13 protein-coding genes are annotated in these 15,470 nt (G+C 68.8%); 4 read left to right on the top strand and 9 right to left on the bottom strand.

Going from position 1 to position 15,470, the window contains the following annotated elements:
- The first annotated feature begins 9 nt into the window (after window positions 1-9).
- From PYV00_RS07395 to PYV00_RS07385, 3 genes are read left to right on the top strand one after another with little or no spacing between them, the layout of a single operon-like run.
- Window positions 10-1,467 (top strand): aldehyde dehydrogenase family protein, encoded by a 1,458-nt coding sequence (locus tag PYV00_RS07395; RefSeq protein ID WP_275227637.1) that lies wholly within the window; start codon window positions 10-12, stop codon window positions 1,465-1,467.
- Window positions 1,464-2,525 (top strand): PDR/VanB family oxidoreductase, encoded by a 1,062-nt coding sequence (locus tag PYV00_RS07390; RefSeq protein ID WP_275227636.1) that lies wholly within the window; start codon window positions 1,464-1,466, stop codon window positions 2,523-2,525. Before PYV00_RS07395 ends, PYV00_RS07390 begins: the two co-directional genes overlap by 4 nt.
- A gap of 6 nt (window positions 2,526-2,531) precedes the next feature.
- Window positions 2,532-2,933 (top strand): DoxX family protein, encoded by a 402-nt coding sequence (locus PYV00_RS07385; RefSeq protein ID WP_275227635.1) that lies wholly within the window; start codon window positions 2,532-2,534, stop codon window positions 2,931-2,933.
- 136 nt (window positions 2,934-3,069) lie between these two features.
- On the opposite strand, the gene PYV00_RS07380 is transcribed toward PYV00_RS07385, so the two are convergent.
- The 5 genes from PYV00_RS07380 to PYV00_RS07360 are packed head-to-tail and all read right to left on the bottom strand — an operon-like array spanning window position 3,070 to window position 7,775.
- Window positions 3,070-4,287, bottom strand: coding sequence for an FAD-dependent oxidoreductase (locus PYV00_RS07380; protein ID WP_275227633.1), 1,218 nt, complete (start codon window positions 4,285-4,287; stop codon window positions 3,070-3,072).
- A gap of 42 nt (window positions 4,288-4,329) precedes the next feature.
- Complete coding sequence (locus tag PYV00_RS07375) at window positions 4,330-5,685, bottom strand: amidase (protein ID WP_275227632.1); 1,356 nt, start codon at window positions 5,683-5,685, stop codon at window positions 4,330-4,332.
- Between the two features lie 5 nt (window positions 5,686-5,690).
- Entirely contained in the window at window positions 5,691-6,077 is a 387-nt protein-coding gene (locus PYV00_RS07370; RefSeq protein WP_275227631.1) for a cupin domain-containing protein, read from the bottom strand.
- Between the two features lie 20 nt (window positions 6,078-6,097).
- Entirely contained in the window at window positions 6,098-7,030 is a 933-nt protein-coding gene (locus PYV00_RS07365) for an ABC transporter substrate-binding protein (RefSeq protein WP_275227630.1), read from the bottom strand.
- Between the two features lie 43 nt (window positions 7,031-7,073).
- The gene (locus PYV00_RS07360; RefSeq protein ID WP_275227629.1) at window positions 7,074-7,775 is read right to left on the bottom strand and encodes a DUF2848 domain-containing protein; all 702 of its coding nucleotides are present in this window, start codon (window positions 7,773-7,775) and stop codon (window positions 7,074-7,076) included.
- 198 nt (window positions 7,776-7,973) lie between these two features.
- Between PYV00_RS07360 and PYV00_RS07355 the strand changes: the two genes are divergently transcribed.
- Window positions 7,974-8,486, top strand: coding sequence for a MarR family winged helix-turn-helix transcriptional regulator (locus tag PYV00_RS07355; protein WP_275227628.1), 513 nt, complete (start codon window positions 7,974-7,976; stop codon window positions 8,484-8,486).
- Between the two features lie 6 nt (window positions 8,487-8,492).
- On the opposite strand, the gene PYV00_RS07350 is transcribed toward PYV00_RS07355, so the two are convergent.
- The 4 genes from PYV00_RS07350 to PYV00_RS07335 form a co-directional block, all read right to left on the bottom strand.
- Window positions 8,493-9,485, bottom strand: a complete 993-nt coding sequence (locus PYV00_RS07350; protein ID WP_428981613.1) for an ABC transporter substrate-binding protein — start codon at window positions 9,483-9,485, stop codon at window positions 8,493-8,495.
- A 94-nt stretch (window positions 9,486-9,579) separates the two neighbouring features.
- Complete coding sequence (locus tag PYV00_RS07345; protein WP_275227626.1) at window positions 9,580-11,187, bottom strand: tannase/feruloyl esterase family alpha/beta hydrolase; 1,608 nt, start codon at window positions 11,185-11,187, stop codon at window positions 9,580-9,582.
- A gap of 71 nt (window positions 11,188-11,258) precedes the next feature.
- Window positions 11,259-13,553, bottom strand: coding sequence for a TonB-dependent receptor (locus tag PYV00_RS07340; protein WP_275227625.1), 2,295 nt, complete (start codon window positions 13,551-13,553; stop codon window positions 11,259-11,261).
- Between the two features lie 476 nt (window positions 13,554-14,029).
- Complete coding sequence (locus PYV00_RS07335; protein ID WP_275227624.1) at window positions 14,030-15,466, bottom strand: amidase; 1,437 nt, start codon at window positions 15,464-15,466, stop codon at window positions 14,030-14,032.
- Between the last annotated feature and the right edge of the window lie 4 nt (window positions 15,467-15,470).

The following is a 15,470-nucleotide window of genomic DNA, read 5'->3' as shown; positions in this document are numbered from 1 at the left end:
GGCGAAGCCGTGCACCTGCCCCTTCCCCCGATCGAGGCCGCGATGCTGATCGGCGGCGCGCGCGTCATCGCGGGCGAGCGCCATCCTGTGACCAACCCGGCCGCACCCGAAGACGTGGTCGGCGTGATCGGCCTGGCCGGCGCCGCCGAGGCCAAGGCGGCGATCGCGGCGGCGAAGCGGGCCCAGCGCGGCTGGGGCCGGCTGTCGTTCACGCGGCGCGGCGAACTGCTGAACGCCGCGCTCGACCAGGTCGGCGCGATGATCGGCTCGCTGGCCGGACTTTATGCGCGCGAGAACGGGCGCACGCTGGGGGAAGCCGAAGGCGAACTGGCCTCGATCCTGCCGAACCAGCGCCAGACGATCGGCTGGGCAGCGCAGTTCGACGCGGGCAGCGCGATGGACCGTGGCGCCGGCTTCACCCGGCTGCGCCATGTGCCTTATGGCGTGGTCGTCTCGATCGTGCCGTGGAACGCGCCGGCCGCGCTCGCCTTTCTCCAGGTCATCCCGGCGCTGCTCGCGGGCAACGCGGTGGTGGTCAAGCCGCCCGAGACCTGCCCGCTGACGCTGCTGGCCCTGCTCGACGTGCTGGCCCGCGCCTTGCCCGAGGGGCTGGTCAATGCCGTCACCGGCCTGCCCGATGTCATCGGCCCGACGCTGACCACCGATGCCGATGTCGCCAAGATCGCCTTTACCGGCAGCGGCGCCTCGGCCGCGCGCATCGGCGCCGTGGCCGCGCTGACGCTGAAGAGCCTGACGCTGGAACTGGGCGGCAACGATCCGGCGATCCTGCTGCCCGGCACCCGGCCGGACGCGGCGATGTTCGCGGCGCTGCGCCGGGCGGTGTTCATGAACACCGGGCAGGTCTGCATGGCGATCAAGCGACTCTACCTGCACGAGGACGATGTTGCCGCGTTCGTGCAGGGCTTCCGCGAATGCGTCGATGCGCTGGTGGTGGGCAACGGGCTGCTGCCGCATGTCACCATGGGCCCGCTGCATTCGCGCGCCGCGCTGGCGCGCTCGCACGGCTTCATCGAGGATGCGCGGGCGCGCGGCGCCATCGTGCTCCCGCTCGGCACGATCGACGATGCGGCGGCGTTCGATCGCGGCCATTTCATGCGCCCGACACTGGTTACCGACATCGCCGACGACGCGCCGCTGATGGTCGAGGAACAGTTCTGCCCGGCGATCCCGATCGCCACCTATCGCGATCCCGACGAGGCGATCGCGCGGGCGAACGCCAGCGACTTCGGCCTGTCCGCCTCGGTCTGGGGGCACGATCCGGCGCGGGCGGCCGATCTGGCCACGGGGCTGGAAGCCGGCACCGTCTTCGTCAACGGCCATGGCGTTGCCAGCCTTGACCGGCGCCTGCCCTATGGCGGGCTCAAGCACAGCGGCCAGGGCCGCAAGGCCGCCCGCGAGGGCATTGCCGAATATTGCCAATCGCAGGTTCTCACGGTGATCGCATGACAGACCAGTCCCCCGACCAGATGCTCCGCGCCGCCGCCATGGCGCCGCGCGGCCCGGCACGGCCGGATATCGCATCCCCCACCCCATCGGAGAGCCCCGTATTGCTCGATCTGCTAGTGTCGGCGCGCGCGCAGGAAACCCCCGAGATCATCAGCCTGGAACTCGTCGCGCCCGATGGCGCGATGCTGCCCGCGCATCAGGCCGGCGCGCATGTCGACGTGCATCTGGGCGATGCGCTGGTCCGCCAGTATTCGCTGTGCGGCGATCCTGCGGACCGATCGCGCTATCGCCTGGCCATCCTGCTCGATCCCCGCTCGCGCGGCGGATCGCAGGCGGCGCACGCGCGGCTGGTGGAAGGTGCGGTCGTGCGCATCGGCGCGCCGCGCAACCACTTCCCGCTGCGCGAGGACCGGCCGCGATCGCTGCTGCTGGCCGGCGGCATCGGCATCACGCCGCTGCTGGCCATGGCCTATCGCCTGCACGCGCTGGGCCGCGCGTTCGAGCTGCGTTACTGCACGCGCGGCCAGGCGCAGACCGCCTTTGCCGATGAGATCGCCGGCGCGGGCTTCGCCGCCCAGTGCCATTTCCATTACGACGATGGCCCGGAAGCGCAGCGGCTCGATCTCGATCGCCTGCTGGGCGACCATATCGAGCGCAACGAGCGGCCCGACCTCTATGTCTGCGGCCCCAGGGGCTATATCGACTGGGTGGTGGGCACCGCACAGCGGCTCGGCTGGCCCGACGAGGCGATCCACCGCGAATACTTCGGCGCCGAGGCGGACCTGGCGGGCGATGCCTTCACCGTGGAAGCCCGGCGCAGCGGCAAGACCGTGACCGTCGGCGCCGGCCAGAGCATCGCCGAGGCGCTGGAGGCAGCCGGCGTCGCGGTCGCGCTGTCGTGCGAGGAAGGCGTGTGCGGCACTTGCATGACGCGGGTGCTGGCCGGCGTGCCCGATCACCGCGATCTTTACCTCAGCGCGGCCGAGCGCGCTTCGAACGAGGCGATCATGATCTGCTGCTCGCGCGCGTGCTCGCCCACGCTCTCGCTCGATATCTGAGCCGCGATGACGCCGCTGGCCCTGCCCTTGCTGGCGCTGTCCCTGCTCGAAACCGGCGGCCGGGTGCTGCTGGGATCGCTTTACGTCCTCAGCGGGTGGAGCGGCATCGCCGGCTTCGCGGGCACGGCGGGCGGCATGGCCCGGCGCGGCGTGCCGGCCGCGCGTGAACTGCTGGCGATCAGCATCGTCTTTCGCATCGCCGTGGGCGCGCTGTTCATGCTCGGCATCGCGCAAGGCACCTGCGCCCTGGCGCTGATCGCCTTCACGCTGGCGGCATCGGCGATGATGCTCGACTTCTGGCGCATGGAAGGGCGCGAGCGCGCCGCCGCGATCAATAGCTGGCGCAACAACATCGCGATCATCGGCGGCCTGCTGCTCGCCCTGGCGGACGGCGCGGTTCCGGGCTGATCGGCATCCGCCGGGAGTCCTTGCCGTTTATGCGGCACCAGCCCACGCCCCCACCCGACCTCCCATCAAGTATACTTCCGTGGGAGGTCGGGTGGGGGCGTGGGCTGGTGCCGCTTCCGCCCGAGGCGGACTGACTCTAGAGCGTCATCGCGTTGACCCGGCGCTGCGCGACCAGCATGGACGAGCGCAACAGGAAATCCTTCGCCCTGGCCGGGTCGGCCGCCGTCTCGCTCAACTGGGCGAAGGTGCGCTGGCGGGTCTCCTCGTCGCTCGCTTCCAGCCGCTTCTTGTTGGCGATCGACTGTTCCTGCACGAATTCGGTGGCCAGCGTGCGGCGCTGCAGGTCGTAAAGGTCGAGCAGGCTGTCGGGCGCGCCGTTCAGCACGATCTCGCTCAGCTTGTCGGCCAGGTTCGCCGCATCCTGCAACCCGCCGTTCAGCCCCATGCCGCCGATCGGATTGTTGACGTGCGCGGCATCGCCGGCCAGCGCCACCCGCCCTTGCCGGAAGCGGTGCGCGACGCGCTGGTGCGTGGTGTAGATGTTGCGGTGGACGATCTCGTAAGGCCGGTCGGCCGGGAAGTACTTCTGCAGCAGCGCCTGCGCGCCGGCATCGCTCATCAGTTCCTCAAGCGGGGTGTCGCCGGTGGTGGGAAAGACGGTGCGCCACAGGCCCGGCGGGCCGTCGGCGGCCACCTTGAAGCAATTGCACCACGCCTCGGGGTCGGCGAAATAGCTGCGGTAGCAATAGCCGCGCTCAGCCGCGAAATCGAACGGCGTGGTCAGCACGATGAAGCGCTCGTCCCAGGTGAAGCCCTCGAAGGCGATGTCGCACTGCTTGCGCACCGTGCTGCGGCCGCCGTCCGCGCCGATAAGGTAGGCCGCGCGGTGGCTGGCGATGCCGCCGGGGCCTTTCACCTCCACCGCGACCGCGTCGGCCGTCTGCGTGACCAACAGCACCTCGTGATCGAACAGCACTTCGACATTGCCGAGCCGCAGCAGCCGATCGAGGATCAGGCGCGAGGTCTTGAACTGCTCGCACTGGATGACAAAGGGAAAGCGCGTTTCGTCGCCAAGCAGGCCGTGGTCGAACTCGGCGACCAGCCGGGCCGAGGGCCGGTCCCAGAACTGATAGATCGGCGCGATCAGGCCGACCCGGGCCATGTCCTCGACCAGCCCGTCGACATCGATCACTTCCAGTGTAGCCGGATGGGTGGTGGCCGCGCGCGGATCGCGCTGAAGCCCGGGATTGATGTCGAACACGCGCACCGGCACGCCGCGCGCGCCCAGCAGCAGCGCGCTGAACAGACCGACCGGGCCAGCACCGGCGACAAGAACCTGGGGATTTTCAAGCATATCGGATCAGCTCGCGAAACAGGAAGGAAAGGGAGCGGGGTTTCACGCGGCCACGTTCAGCCGCGCCTCGATCGCCGCCGCGCAGTCCAGCACGCGGCGATCGGCATGGCCCGCGCCGGCGATGGTCAGGCCCACGGGCGGTCCGGCGGGATCGCCGATCGGGATCGAGATCGCGCAGCCATCGATCATGTTGATCGCGGTGGAATTGCGCAGCACCAGCAGGTTGATGCGCGAATAAGCCGCGTCGTCGGCCAGATCGGCGATGCGGGGCGGAGCGATCGGCACGGTGGGGAACAGCACCGCGTCGAAACCGGCAAGCGCGGCCGTCGCCTCGCGCACCAGCCCGGCGCGCGCCGCGTGCAGCGCGGCAATATCATGATCGCTCTGCTCCGCGCCCCGGCAGATGCGCATGAGCACACGCGGATCGTAGCTGGCCGCCCGGCTTTCGATCAGGTCGCGGTGCCAGGCATAGGCTTCGGCGGCGGGAAAGCCGCCCCCGGCGTTGATCGCGGCGATGCGATCGAGCATCGGCAGCGGCGCGGGGACGATCGCCGCGCCCGCATCGCGCAGCCGCGCCAGCGCGCCAGAGAACCCCTCGGCAATGGCCGGTTCCATGTCCTCGACCAGGAAGCCGGTGGGCACGAGCAGGCGCAGCGCGGCAAGGTCGGCGTCCAATGGCACGCCCGGCGCCTCGCCCGCAAGGCAGGCGTCGAGCGCGGCGCAGCAGGCGACGCTGCGCGCGATCGGCCCCACCGAATCGAGCGTGACCGAGAGCGGCACCGCGCCTTCGCGCGGCACGCGGCCGGCAGTGGGCTTGAAACCCGCCAGCCGGTTGAACGCGGCGGGGATGCGGCACGACCCGCCCGTATCGGTGCCGAGCCCGGCATGGGCCATGCCTTGCGCCACCGAGATCGCCGCGCCGGAGGACGAGCCGCCCGCAATGCGCGCTTCATCGCGGTGCCAGGCGTTGCGCGGCGTGCCGTAATGCGGATTGAGGCCGAGCCCGGAAAAGGCGAACTCGGTCATGTTGGTGCGCCCGATCGGGATGAAGCCGGCCGTGCGCAGCCGGGCGACGGCGGGCGCATCGTGCGCGGCCGGCGGCCGGTCGGCCAGCACGATCGAGCCGGCGCGCGTCACTTGCCCGGCGACATCGAACAAGTCCTTGATCGAAAGCGGAATGCCGGCGTGGGGCGGCACGGCCTCGCCAGCGCGCCGCAACCCGTCGATCCGGTCGGCGGCGGCACGGGCGCCCTCGGCGTCCACCGCCAGGAACGCGCGCGCGCCTTCGCCTTCGGGATCGGCGATCGCGGCGAGGCACGCTTCGACCAGCGCGCGGCTGGTGATCGCGCCGCGCGCCAGATCGGCGGCCAGAACCGCAAGCGTCGGCAAGGGCGCCATCGCGCTCAGACCGGATCGTAATAGTGGATTTCAAGCAGCACGCAGCCGCCGTCGGAGCGGAACGGACCATGCGCCACCCCCGGCGGCCGCACGGCATAGGTCGCGCCAGTGAACGGTGTGCCGCCCCGGCCCTGCTCGTCGCTGCCGACGCTGAGATCGCCTGAGACCAGGAACACTTCCTCCCAGTAATCGTGCGTGAACGGCCTGGTGGAAAAGGCGCCCGGCTGGAAGCGCAACAGCCGCGTGCGCGTGCCGCGCTTCGCTGCCGGATCGAGGCTGCCGGCCAGGACCTTCTCGTGCACCCCGGCATCGGGCCGATAGCCTTCGGGCAATTGCCAGCCATCCGCCATGTCGATGGCATGGAATTCGTCGTGAACCTTGTTGACCGCCATGATGTGTCCTTCGGGGGGAATTAATGAGCCGGACCGTCCCATTCGGCGCTGAACCGGGTGGCGACGACATCCTCGTAAGCGGGATCGCCTTCGAGCAGGCCGAGCGCGCGCAGGAAGGCGTTCATGCCGGTGATGGATGAGCGGCCGATCGCCGGCTGGTAGTAAGGCAGATCACGCTCGATCAGCGGACGGATCAGCGCCGCCTCGCGCGCGGGGAACAGCTTTTCGCCCACGCACGTCGCCAGTGCCGGATCGGCGGCCAGCAGGCGCTGCGCCCGCACCAGCCCGCGCACGGCGGCGGCGGCCAGCGCGGGATCGCGCGCGATCAGGGCATCGCTCGTCGCCAGCGAAGCGAACGTGTAATCGAACGCGCCGGCCGGGCCATCGCCCCGCCGCACATCGAGCACGACCGTGCCGGCGCCTTCGCGCACCGCCACTTCGGTGCCCATGCCATTCGCCCAGAAGCCGTCGATCGCGCCCGCCGCCAGCGCGTGCGCCGCCGTCACGCCGAAATTGACGCTGCCATCGCCGGTGCCGGGAACCGGCGCGATCTGGACCTCATCGCGAACGATGTCGATCCCGCCCGCCGCCAGCAGCCGGCGCAAGCCCATCTCGACCCAGGGCGCAGCGCCGATGCGGCGGCCCTTGACCACGGCGAGATCGCCGCGCCGGGCCGCCAGATCGGCGCGCATCACCAGGAACCAGTACATCCCCTGCGCCTGCGCGGCGAGCAGCTTGACCCCGCGCCAGCCGGGAAAGGCCGCCAGCGCCGAATGCGCCGAACCGCCGACGAAAGCGATCTCTCCGGCGGCAAGCATCCGGTAGGCGCGATCGACCGGGAAGATCATCTCCAGTTCGAGGTCGAGCCCCTCGTCGCGAAAGCAGCCGAGTTCCACGGCGGCGCAGACCGGGAAATAGGAATTGGAAATGAGATCGGGCACGGCGATCTTCATGGCCGCGCGCCCCGCGCGCGCAGGCCCGGAAACAGGGCACGCATCAACCGGCGACCTCCAGCTCGCAGATGGCATAGCGATGTGCGATCGTGCGGCCGAACACCGGGTCTTCCAGCTCGAAGGCGAAGCCGGGCGAAGGCCGGATGCCGCCTTGCGCGGCCAGCGTGCCGCAGAACATCAGCGTGCCTTCGGCCATCTCGCCGCCGTTCCACAAGGCGAGCAGGTCGGCCGGCGCCAGCATCGCGGTGACCGGGCCTTCCTGATAGAGCCGACGCTCGCCCTGCTCGACGATGAAGGAGCGCAGGATCAGCCGGTCCCAGTGCGGCAGGACATCGGCATAGTCCCAGAAATGGGCGGCGACCGGCTTGTCGCACATCTGCTTGGAGACCGTGACGCCATAAGCCTCGACCTCGCGGTCGGTATGGTCCGAGCCGACGCCGATCCACAGCTTGCCCGCGTGGCGCAGCACGGCGAACTCCACCTCGCCGCTCGACGCGCCGCCGCTGGCCTCGATCACCGGGGCGGTGGTCAGCCGCGCGGCGGCGACGCGGTAGAAGATCGGCGTGGACGCCGGGCGGCAGATGCCCAGTTCCTCCAGTTCGGCGATATGCTTTTCCAGCGCTGCGCGGTCCCGCCCGGTCCAGCCGGCGATGACCAGATGGCGCACCGCAACTTGCGCGATCTTGGCCGTATCGCGTTCGTGCAGCGTGACGGAAAGCGTGTTTTGTGGAGCGATATCAGACAATTTCGAGTTCCCGAAGCGAGCGGCAGGTGCGCTTTCGGGCATAATACATCGCTACCGGTGTTAATCAACCGGAATCGATATATCTTGTTTTTTACCGTCCTTCGCGCCTATGGCCGCAGTTGAGAGGAATGCCCGCATAGAGGGCCGGCCGGGGCGGTTCCCGCGCGCGGTCCGGGCGTCAGGCAGGGGAAGATTTCGTTGAATACACCGGAAAAGGTCGTGGCCGCGCACCTGAACGGCAAGGATGCCCAGGTTCCGCACCTTGTCGACGAGGCGCAGATCAGCTCGCAGATCAGCCTCGCGGCGCGCCTGCTGCAAAAGGCGGCGCGCGTGCGCCTGGGCGAAGTGGGCGCCTGGCCCGGCCAGATCCCGCTGCTGCTCTGGCTGCTGGAGGAAGGCAATCTGATCCAGAAGGAACTGATCGCGCGCACCGGCATGGAGCAATCCACCGTCGCCGAGCATCTGGACCGGATGGAGCGCATGGGCCTGGTCAAGCGCGAGCGCGAGCCGCAGGACCGCCGCGCCTTCCGCATCTGCCTGACCGACAAGGGCCGCGCCATCTCCGGCGACCTGGTCGAGAACATCAAGGAAGGCGTGCCGATCTTCACCAAGGGGCTGACAAGCGATCAGCTCGCCGGGTTCAATCAGGCGATCAACACGATCATCGACAACCTCAACACGTATCTGCGCCAGTCGAAAGCGAAACGCTGAACGCCCTCACAGCCGCGACATGTCGAGCACCGAAGGCGCGAACAGCTCTTCCAGCGCGACACGCCGGACCGAAAGCCCCTGCTCGACCGAATGGTCGAGAAAGGCTTCGAGCTGGGCGCGGTTGGGCGCGACGCCATAGGACCAGAAATCCTCGCCGATCAGCTTGCGCGCGTGGGTGAGCGCGGCCACCGGCCAGGGCAGCGTCACCGCCAGATGGCCGATCAGCCCCAGCTCCTCCAGCGCCAGCTTCTTGGCAGCCGAGAAAGCCTTGAGCACGCTGACCGGCAGCCAGGGATGCTGCTCGACCAGCGCGCGCCGGATGCCCACCAGATGCATGATCGGGAAGATCCCGGTCCGCCGGAAATAGTCTTCCTCCACCCCCTGATAGTCGGGGAACAGGCGATCGACATGCGGCGCGCCCTGGCTGAAGCATGACGGCTCCTTGGGGCTGAACACCGCGTCCAGATCACCATCGCGTAGCATCTGCGAAAGCGTGCCGCCGGCCGGCACCGGCTGATAGTCGATCGCGGGCGGCAGCGTCAGCGGCGCGCGCTCGCCTCGCCCCGGCTGCTCGATCCCGCCGACGCGCCAGCGGATCTCGTCGGCGCCGACGCCGTACTCGTCCTTGAGCAGTGCGCGAATCCAGACATTGGCGGTCTGCTGGTATTCGGGCAGGCCGATCGTCTTGCCGCGCAAGTCCGCCGGGCTGGCGATGCCCCGATCGGTGCGGATATAGATGCCGCTGTGCCGGAACGCGCGCGAGGTGAAGGCGGGAATGCCGACATAGGCGGACGTGCCGCGCGCCACGGTCAGCGTGTGCGAGCTGAGCGAGATCTCGGTGATGTCGAATTCGGCGTGCTTGAACGCGCGGTGGAAGGTTTCCTCGGGCGATAGCGCCACCGGCACGATATCGCAGCCCTCGACGCGGATGCGCCCGTCGAACAGGCCGGCGGTGCGATCGTAAGGTGAGGTCGCAAGGCTGAGCACCAGCTTCGTCACATGCATTCTCCAGCTATCGTCACGCGTCACGCCCGGCGCGGACCGGCGGGGAGCCTTGCCCCGGCCGGCCCGCGCCCCGGCGGAAACGCGCCTTTCAGTTCTTCGGCGCCCAGGCCCAGTCGACCGCGTCGTCGCGGAATTTGGCCGGCTTGACCTCGCGCCAGTTGCCCGCATCGTTCACGTCACCCTTGCCGGTGTAGCGCGCCACCGAGGGATAGGCATAGAGCGGCCGCGTGCGCTTCACCGATTTGTCCGGGTTGTACTGCGTCGCCAGGATGCCGTTGGGTGCCTGCCCCTGTTCGACCCAGGCCATGATCGGCGAGAGCAGGTCGAACGTGTTGGGCGCATCGCCGCCCCGGCAGTGGAACATGCCCGAGACCATGAACAGGCGGAACCACGGCTGCACGGCGGCCAGCCCGCCCTGCGCGCGCGCCACCCGGGCATAAAAGTCCAGCGTCCCTTCGGGCGGCACGCCGGGATCGGCCCAGCCATGATAGGCCAGCAGCTTGCCGCCCGCGGCCTGGAAGGCGGCAAGGTCCGGCGCCTCGCCCGGCGCCACCGGATCGTAGATCGCGGCTTGCGGCGCGGTGGCGGGAGGATCGGTGTCGAAATTGAACGTGCGGTAATCGTAGTCCGGGTTCGGCTCCCTGAACGCGAGATAGCGCAAGTTGCTTTGCGAGATCTCGCGGCGATTGTCGCCATCCCAGGACAGTTCGCTGCCATAGGGCGAGCCGCCGGGGGCATAGCGCAGCCCCTTGCTGTCACGCGGCCCCGCGTAGAGCGCCTCGGCGGCGGCGACTTGCGCGGCGCTGAGGCAATCGGGACCGTCGCCGCCGGGGCAGAGCAGCGTGCGCGGCGCGAAGCGGCAGGCGCGCGGATCTTCGATGATGCCGTCCTTCAGCCCGTCGATGCCGTCGCAGCCCTTGAGCACGGCGGCGTGCAGCAGCGCGAGCTTGGCGGGCGAAAACACGGCCTTGCCCCGGTCATCCAGCAGGTGGACCGCGTTCCAGTTGCTCGACAGCGCCAGCCGGCCGGGAAAGGCCGGATCGCCGGCAATGATGCCGTTGAAGTCCGTGGGATAATGCAGCGCTTCACTGAGGCCCTCGCGGCCGCCGGTGGAGCAGCCCTGGAAATAGCTGAAGGCGGGCTTCTTGCCATAATAGGTGGTGAGGATCGCCTTGGCGGCGACCGCCACGGCATGGGTGGAGCGCCGCCCCAGCCCTTCGCGCAGCATCGGGTCGATCGCCCAGAGCGGATCGGTCCAGGAATCGCTGACATGGCCAAGGTTGTTGGCGGCGACGGCGAAATCGCGCGCCAGCGCCGGGCCGCAGTTCTCGATATGGATCACGCCGCACAGCCCGCCGCAGCCGACCTGGAAATAGCGGCCGTTCCACGAGGACACCGGCAGCCGCAGCTCAAAGCCGATCTGCGGCTGGACATAGCCGGTGACGCGGCAATAGGCCTTGGCGGAGGCGGTCGCGGGCACTTCCTCCGCGCCCAGCAAGGCCGTGGGCGCTTCGGGCAGGCGCGTGAAATCGACCTTGAGCAGATCGGCGCAAGGCATGGCCGCGGCGACATTGGCCGCCACCGGCGCGACGGCCGCGTCGGCAAGGCGTGGCGGCGGCGGCGCCGCCAGGGCGGGAGCCGCCAGGGCGATCATCGCGGCGAGCAGGGCGAACTTCGCGAACAGGAATCGAAACATCGTCTTTCCTCCCGGAAAGGGCGGGGGAACGGCGCGCCGCTCCCCCGCCGGGCACCGTGCGACGGCGCGCTTCAGAAACGGGCCTGAAAGCGGGCGCCGATGGTACGGGGCGGCACGGTGTAGACCTTGTCGCCGTGGCTGCCGTTCTCCATGCCGACGATCGCGATCTTGTCCGTGAGGTTGTTCACGAAGACCGAGGCGTCGAACGGACCGGCGCGGAAGCCCGCCCGCAATCCCAGCAGGAAGTAGGAAGGCAGCGTCTCGTTATAGGTGTTGAGGTCGTTGAACGTATATTCGCTGGCGCCGCGATAGCTGAAGTTGCTCTGGGCATAGAACGACCGGGTATCGCTCAGCGCGTGCTCGTATTCGATCTGTCCGGCGAAGGTCCAGCGCGGCACGCGCGGCAGGCGATCGCCCTTCAGGCCGATCGTCCCCGCCTTGACCACGGCCGCGTCCAGATCCTCGCGCAGCACGGCATCGGTATACGTGATGCCGCCCGACATGGTGAGGCCGATGGGCGAGTTGTAGGTGACTTTCAGCTCCGCGCCGCGAATCCGCGTCTTGCCCGCGTTGAGCACGTAGGCGAACGCGCCCGAGGGATCGGTGGCGGACAATTGCTGGCCGGTCCAGTTCATCTGGTAGATCGAGCCGTCCAGGAACACGCGGCGCTGCGCCAGATAGAGCTTGGCGCCCAGTTCATAGTCCCACAGCTTGTCCGAGCCATAGGCTTCGGGCACGATCACGCCCACCTGGCTGGCCAGCGAGGCGGCATTGTTGGTGCCGCCGATGCGGAAGCCCGACGCGGCCCGCGCATAGACGCTGAGGTCGTTCGTCGCTTCGTAGAGCAGCGAGAAGTTGTAGCTCGGGCTGTCCTGCGTGGTGCGGTTGTCGCGCGTGACGGCCGGCGTGCTGATCTTGCCCGTCGCCCAGTCCGGCGCGATGCTCTGCACCGACAAGCCATAATCGTGCAGCTTGGCCTTGAAATAGCGGATGCCGGCGGTCAGCGTCAGCTTGTCGAGGATCTTGTAGTCGACCTGGCCGTAGACCGCCCACTGGTTGACCGTTTCCTTGAACAGCGAGGTGTTCTTGACGTTGCTGGCCGGCACCAGGCCGGGAACGCTGAAGCCCGCTCCGCGCAGGCCCAGCGGCGCGCAAGTGTCGATCGTATAGCACGGGGCGATGCCCGTGGCCTCGTCGGCGCGCACCGCCGTGGTCATGGCATCGGTCTTGTCATGCTCATAGAACGCGCCGGCGACGAATTGCAGCGGCCCGTCCAGCTTCGAGGCGAAGCGCAGCTCGCCGGTATAGTTCTTGAAGTCCTGGAAGCTGGTGATGATCGTCTTGTCCGGCAGCAGGTTGAACCGGCGCGCCAGCCCCTGGCTGATCGCGGTGGTGTCTTCCGGGTGGAACACGTACTGATCGCCGTAGGAACCGATCGCGGTGAGCGTGCCGATGCCCGTGTCATAAGTCGCGGTGGCCGAATAGAGCTCGTAATTGTCGCGATAGGGCGCCACCGTCGGCAAAGTCATGTTGTAGGCGCCTTCGCCCAGCAGCCATGCCTGGTAATCGTCGACCGCGATCTGCTGATGGCTGGCCTGCAGCATGAACGAGAACGCCTCGTTCGGCTGGAACAGCATCGACACGCGCCCGCCCCACACGTTCTTGTCATCGACGTTGTGGTTGGTGTGCGACTGGGTGCCGGCGATGTTGCTGATGGTGTGATCGACGTAGCCGCCGCCGAACTCGCCCCAGGCCACCGCCCGCACCGCGACCGTCGGGGCCAGCGGCAGGTTGAAATAGGCATCGCCGTCATAAGCCGCGCTGCCGCTCTTCACCCCGGCCAGGCTGGCGCTGAAGCCGCCGGCGATGGCATCCAGCTTGGGCTTGCTGGTGATGATGCGCAGCGTGCCCGCCATCGATCCCGAGCCGAACAGCGTGCCTTGCGGCCCTTCGAGCACTTCGATCCGCTCGATATCGTGCAGCCGCATCCCCGGCTTGCCGTCGCCATTGGCCTGCACCGCCTGGCCGCCCACCATCGGTGCCTCGTCGATGTAGAAGCCGGTGGTCGAGCCGATGTCCGACAGGATGCCGCGGATGATGTACTGGTTGCCGGCGACGCCCTGGTTGTTGACCACCAGCGTGGGTTCCAGGCTGCTCAGATCCTGGAACGAGGTGATGTTGTATTTCGCCAGCGTCTCGCCACTCGTGACCGAGACCGCGATCGGCGTATCCTGCAGCGTGGTGGCCCGCCGCGTGGCGGTGACGACGATCGCGCTGTCATCGCCTTGCGGGGCCGGCGCGGCCTGCGCCTGCGCGATGGCGGGAAAGGCCATGGTCATGGCCAGGACGGTTGCGCAAACACTCATCGAAAGGGCCCGGCCCCCGCGAGGGGACATGGCCGCGAAATGCGTGCCGGATGGATTGCGCCGGTCGGTATTCGTGATCGTGTCGGCCGATCGTTCGGTGGTCCGGCTGGACCACCTGCCATGGTGACAGGGATTATGGATTTGCACGCGACTTCCCCCTTTTTTCTCTGGGTGACCGTTCTCCCGCAGACACACTTTTATTTATATCGGGGACGATACACATATATCGGACCCAATGCAATCATACTGTAAGCAAGCTTTGGCAAAAGCGCCCCATTGGCCAGAAATTTGTCATAAATCGCTGATATAAATGTGAAATATATTGCCCCCCAAGGGGTTTCCCGCAGGTGGTGGCCGCTGCGGGGCGGCGGTTCGGCCGCGCGGGGCGGCGCGCCGGGCCGGAAAGCGACGCTGATCGCCGCGCCCCGGCGCAAAGCCGCGCGCGAATCCGGGCCGGCCGCGCGGCCTTGCGGAGCCTACACCGGGGGATCGATGATGCCTTCGATCGCGCCGGCCACGGCGAACAGATCCGCGTCATCGCGCGCGAAACCCATGATCTGGAGATTGAGCGGCAGGCCGCCGATCGCGAAAACCGGCAGCGACAGCGCCGGCACGCCCAGCATCGAGCCAGGCACGGCGAAGACCGGATTGCCGGTCGATTCGATCCCGATCGGCGCCACGTCGGGCGCGGCCAGCGTCACCACCGCGTCGTAGCGCCCGCGCAACTGCGCATAGGCATCGCGCACCACTTGCCGCCGGGCGAGATTGCCGGCGTAGACTTCGGGCGTCATCGCTTCGGCCATGGCCAGCCGCGATCGCATCGCCAGGCTGAGCTTTTCCGGCGCGCGCGCGGCATAGAGGTTGAGCGGCCAGCGGCTTTCCCAGGCATTGAGCGCTTGCGACAGCGGCAGCGCCCCGGCGATCAGCCGCTCGATATCCTCGACCAGCGGGTCGGACCCGCGCTGGCCGATGGCGATGCCGAAGCCGGCCAGATCGTCCAGCAGCGCTTCGATCGCCTGGCGCGCGGCCGGGGTCGCGACCGCCCAGCCAGCGGTCTCGATGAAGGCCAGCCGTGCCGGCACGCGCGCGGCGGGCGGCTCCTCGGGCCCCTGGAACGGCCAGCAGCCGGGATCGCCGCCTGCACGCCGGGCGATTTCGCGCATCACCTGCCAGCAATCGGCCAGCGAGGCGGCCAGCACGCCTTGCGCGCTCTGGCTGTTGAAATCGTGGCTGCCACCCCGGTTGATCGCGCCCACGGTGGGCTTGAAGCCATGGCAGCCGCAATAGCTGGCCGGCCGCACGATCGATCCGATCACTTGCGTGCCCAGCCCAGCACTCAGCATACCCGCGCCCACCGCCGCCGCCGATCCGCTGCTCGATCCGCCGGGCGTGCGCCGCAAGTCATGCGGATTGCGCGTCGGCCCCGGCTCGGTCGCGGCGAATTCGCAAGTCACCGTCTTGCCGACGATCACCGCGCCCGCCTCGCGCAAGGCGAAGACGCTGGCGGCATCGCGCCCGGTCATCGTGCCTTCGAACAGCGGCGATCCCATGCCGGTGGGCATGTCGGCCGTCTCGATCACGTCCTTGATGCCGATCGGCATACCGTCGATCGGCGAAAGCGGTCGCCCCTCGCGCCAGCGCGCGCTGGCCAGATCGGCCTGGTGGCGCGCGCCCGCAAGGTTCAGCGCGGCGAAGGCGTGCACCTCGTCCTCCCGCGCGGCGATCGCGGCAAGGCAGTCTTCGAGGAAATCGCGCGGCGTGATCGTGCCCGCGCGAAAGGCGCTGGTGGCGGCCGCGAACGGCTTTGACCGGAATTGCATGGTGGCCATGGCTAGTCTCCAGGGTTCGGCGGCGATCGCCGTGCCCGTGGCGCACACCGGCCCGATGCCCGCGCCGCGGCGGCATCGGCGCATCGGC

The sequence above is a fragment of the Novosphingobium album (ex Liu et al. 2023) genome (genome assembly GCF_029076845.1).
GTDB lineage: Bacteria > Pseudomonadota > Alphaproteobacteria > Sphingomonadales > Sphingomonadaceae > Novosphingobium.
Note: the sequence above shows the minus strand (reverse complement) of the source record. Positions and strands in the feature narration are given on the sequence as shown.

Excerpts from the sequence above, each read along its gene's own strand:
- PYV00_RS07345 (WP_275227626.1), bottom strand. The coding sequence starts at position 11,187 with ATGTTTCGATTCCTGTTCGCGAAGTTCGCCCTGCTCGCCGCGATGATC.
- PYV00_RS07390 (WP_275227636.1), top strand. The coding sequence starts at position 1,464 with ATGACAGACCAGTCCCCCGACCAGATGCTCCGCGCCGCCGCCATGGCG.
- PYV00_RS07380 (WP_275227633.1), bottom strand. The coding sequence starts at position 4,287 with ATGCTTGAAAATCCCCAGGTTCTTGTCGCCGGTGCTGGCCCGGTCGGT.
- PYV00_RS07365 (WP_275227630.1), bottom strand. The coding sequence starts at position 7,030 with ATGAAGATCGCCGTGCCCGATCTCATTTCCAATTCCTATTTCCCGGTC.
- PYV00_RS07335 (WP_275227624.1), bottom strand. The coding sequence starts at position 15,466 with ATGCGCCGATGCCGCCGCGGCGCGGGCATCGGGCCGGTGTGCGCCACG.
- PYV00_RS07375 (WP_275227632.1), bottom strand. The coding sequence starts at position 5,685 with ATGGCGCCCTTGCCGACGCTTGCGGTTCTGGCCGCCGATCTGGCGCGC.
- PYV00_RS07370 (WP_275227631.1), bottom strand. The coding sequence starts at position 6,077 with ATGGCGGTCAACAAGGTTCACGACGAATTCCATGCCATCGACATGGCG.
- PYV00_RS07340 (WP_275227625.1), bottom strand. The coding sequence starts at position 13,553 with ATGAGTGTTTGCGCAACCGTCCTGGCCATGACCATGGCCTTTCCCGCC.
- PYV00_RS07385 (WP_275227635.1), top strand. The coding sequence starts at position 2,532 with ATGACGCCGCTGGCCCTGCCCTTGCTGGCGCTGTCCCTGCTCGAAACC.